The sequence below is a fragment of the Kitasatospora sp. NPDC007106 genome (assembly GCF_040634455.1).
Classification (GTDB): Bacteria; Actinomycetota; Actinomycetes; order Streptomycetales; family Streptomycetaceae; genus Kitasatospora; species Kitasatospora arboriphila.
This window is the reverse complement of sequence record NZ_JBEYFP010000732.1, coordinates 1-2,882: the sequence shown is the minus strand read 5'-3', so window position 1 is coordinate 2,882 and position 2,882 is coordinate 1. Positions and strand designations below refer to the sequence as shown.

The following is a 2,882-nucleotide window of genomic DNA, read 5'->3' as shown; positions in this document are numbered from 1 at the left end:
CCGGCTGGAACGGCACCCTCGCCCCGGGCGGCACCGCCTCCTTCGGCTTCCAGGCCACCGGAAGCCCGGCCGCCCTGCCCGCCTTCAGCCTCAACGGCCGGGCCTGCACCACCTGAACCACCCCCCACCGCGGTCCGGCCCACCGAGGGGGCGGGCCGGACCGCGGACCCCGTCCGGGCCCAAGGGCACAGCCCCCGCTCACCAGTCGCGGGTGGCGATCAACTCCTCGACGTCCGCGTCGGTGAAGCCGTAGGCGGCGGCGACGAAGGCGAAGTCCTCGGCGATCTCCTCCCGCGCGAACGTCTCGATCTCGCTGCCCGCCTCCTCGAAGGCCTCCTGCAGCACGTTGAACTCCTCGGTGGCGGCCTGGGTGAGGACGTACAGCTCGGCCAGGCCGGACGGCCGCTCCGCCTCGATCCGCTCGCACAGCCGCAGCAGGATGCCGCGGCCGCGGTCGACGACGGCGTCCGGGTAGTACGTGTCCGCGTTCAGGGCGCGCAGGAAGTGGTGCCGGGCGATCCGGTCATTGGCAATCGGCATGACGCCGATCCTGCCTCCGGGCACTGACACCGGGTACTGGCACCAGGTGCTGACGCCGGTCACTGACACCGGTCACCGACGCCGGACGCGATCCACCCGACGGTCCCGGCGCTGGCCCGGGCTGACGTCCGATCACTACAGTCACCGCTGTGACGATCGTACGTACAGAGTCGGAGGGTGCCCCGCCGGGCGCCGAGGCGCACCTGCCCCGGCCGCCCCGCCGCGCGATACCCGGCAGCCCGCACGGCTACCTGTGGTGGCTGGTCACCGCACAGCCCGGCCGCGCCGCCGGCGGTGCGCTGCTCGGCAGCCTCTGGATGGCCCTGCTGACACTGCCGCCCTACCTGCTCTCCCGGGCGATCGACCAGGGCCTGCAGGGCGGCGACACCCGCGCCCTGCTCGGCTGGAGCGCCGCGCTGCTCGCCACCGGGCTGCTGAACGCGCTGCTCGCCGGGCTCCGCCACCGCACCATGACCCTGATGCGCACCGACGCGCTGCTGCGCACCGTCGACGCCGTGGTGCGCCAGGCGATCCGGCTCGGCGCCTCGCTGCCCGGCCGGGTCGGCGCCGGCGAGGTCGTCACCATCGGCATCGGCGACGTGCGCACCCTCGGCATGGCGATGACCCCGGTCGGCCCCGGACTCGGCGCGGTGGTCGCCTACCTGGTGGTGGCCGTCCTGCTGTTCGACATCTCGCCGCCGCTCGCCGTGGTCGTCCTGCTCGGGGTGCCGCTGCTCGCGCTGGTGGTCGGCCCGCTGCTCGGCCGGCTGCTCGGCGTCGAGAGCGACTACCGCACCCGGCAGGGCGCGCTGGCCGCCCGGCTGGCCGACCTCGTCGGCGGCCTGCGGGTGCTGAACGGGCTGGGCGGCAAGGAGTTGTTCGCCGACCGCTACACCGCCGAGTCGCAGCGGCTGCGCGCCGAGGGCTACCGGGTCGCCGCCGTGACCAGCTGGATCCAGGCCCTCGGGGTCGGCCTGCCGGGCCTGTTCCTGGCCGCCGTGACCTGGCCGGCGGCCCGGATGGCGGCCCAGGGGACCATCACCGTCGGCCAGTTGGTGGCCGTCTACGGCTACGTCGCGATGCTGGTGCTGCCCGTCTCCTTCCTGATCGAGAGCTGCTACGACATCAGCCGCGGCCTGGTGGCGGCCCGCCGGGTGGTGCGCTTCCTCGCACTGGATCCCGCCCGGACGGGCGGCGGAACGGCCGCACCGACCGGGCCCGCCCCGCTGACCGACCCGGAGTCGGGCGTGCGGCTGCTGCCCGGCAGCTTCACCGCCCTGGTCGCCGCCCGGCCCGCCGAGGCCGCGGCCGTGGTCGACCGGCTGGGCGGCTTCGCCGAGTCGGCGGCCGACTGGGGCGGGGTGCGGCTGGACGTGATCGCCGCCGGCCCGCTGCGCGAACGGATCCTGGTCGCGGACAACGAGGCCGACCTGTTCGCCGGCCCGCTCCGCGACCTGCTGGCCGGACGCCACGAACCGGACGAACGGGCGATCGCCGAAGCGGTGCGCACCGCGGTGGCCGGCGACGTGGTCTCCGGACTGCCGGACGGGCTGGACACGCCGATCGAGTCGCAGGGCCGCAACCTGTCCGGCGGCCAGCGCCAGCGGCTGCGGCTCGCCCGGGCGCTGCTCGCCGAGCCCGAGGTACTGCTGGCCGTCGAGCCGACCTCGGCCCTCGACGCGCACACCGAGGCCGCACTCGCCGAGCGCCTGCGCGCCGCGCGCGCCGGCCGCAGCACCCTGGTCACCAGCACCTCGCCCCTGCTGCTGGAGCAGGCGGACACCGTCTACTTCCTGCTGGACGGCAAGGTCGCGGCCGACGGCACGCACCACGAACTGCTGCGCACCGTGCCGGCCTACCGTTCCCTGGTGGCCCGCGAGACCGGCCGGGCCGAGGAGGACGCGGCGGGGGAGCCCGCGGCTCACGCGGTCGCGGCCCACGGGGACCGGGACCGTCCGGCCGGGGTGGAGGTGGCCCGGTGAACCACCGACTGCCGATCGCCGACCGGGCCGCCGCCCGCCGTGCCGCACTGCGGCTGATCCGGCTGGAGCGCGGCGCCTTCGCCACCGTCCTGCTGCTCGCCACGCTCGCCGCCCTCGCCGGCGTGGCCGCACCCTGGCTGCTCGGGCGGATCGTCGACGCGGTCCGCGCCCACCGCGGCACCGGCGCCGTCGACCACCTGGCACCCGCGATCCTGCTCTGCACGCTCGCCCAGCTGCTGCTGGCCCGCCACGCCCGGCTGCTCACCCACCGCTTCGGCGAGCGGACCGCGGCCCGGGTCCGCGAGCAGTACCTGCGCCGGGCGCTCGCCCAGCCCAGCGCCGTCGTGGAGCGGGCCGGGT

General features: G+C 76.2%; 4 protein-coding genes. 3 read left to right on the top strand and 1 reads right to left on the bottom strand.

Going from position 1 to position 2,882, the window contains the following annotated elements; all coding sequences use genetic code 11:
• The coding region (locus ABZ641_RS31525; protein WP_359987348.1) for a cellulose binding domain-containing protein at nt 1-116 on the top strand (116 nt) is incomplete at its 5' end.
• An 82-nt stretch (nt 117-198) separates the two neighbouring features.
• Here the strand turns inward: ABZ641_RS31525 and ABZ641_RS31520 are convergent.
• Nucleotides 199-540 carry a DUF5713 family protein gene (locus ABZ641_RS31520; RefSeq protein ID WP_344625873.1) on the bottom strand — a complete coding sequence of 114 codons (342 nt, stop codon included), beginning with the start codon at nt 538-540 and terminating at the stop codon, nt 199-201.
• A 203-nt stretch (nt 541-743) separates the two neighbouring features.
• Between ABZ641_RS31520 and ABZ641_RS31515 the strand changes: the two genes are divergently transcribed.
• On the top strand, nt 744-2,522 hold the full coding sequence (locus ABZ641_RS31515) for an ABC transporter ATP-binding protein (protein WP_359987346.1): 1,779 nt from the start codon (nt 744-746) through the stop codon (nt 2,520-2,522).
• Nucleotides 2,519-2,882 (top strand): ABC transporter transmembrane domain-containing protein (locus tag ABZ641_RS31510; RefSeq protein WP_359987343.1); only part of this gene is annotated, 364 nt, incomplete at its 3' end. The genes ABZ641_RS31515 and ABZ641_RS31510, both read left to right, overlap by 4 nt.

Bases quoted from the DNA above. Each gene is read 5' to 3' on its own strand.
- ABZ641_RS31520 (WP_344625873.1), bottom strand. From the start codon at position 540: ATGCCGATTGCCAATGACCGGATCGCCCGGCACCACTTCCTGCGCGCC.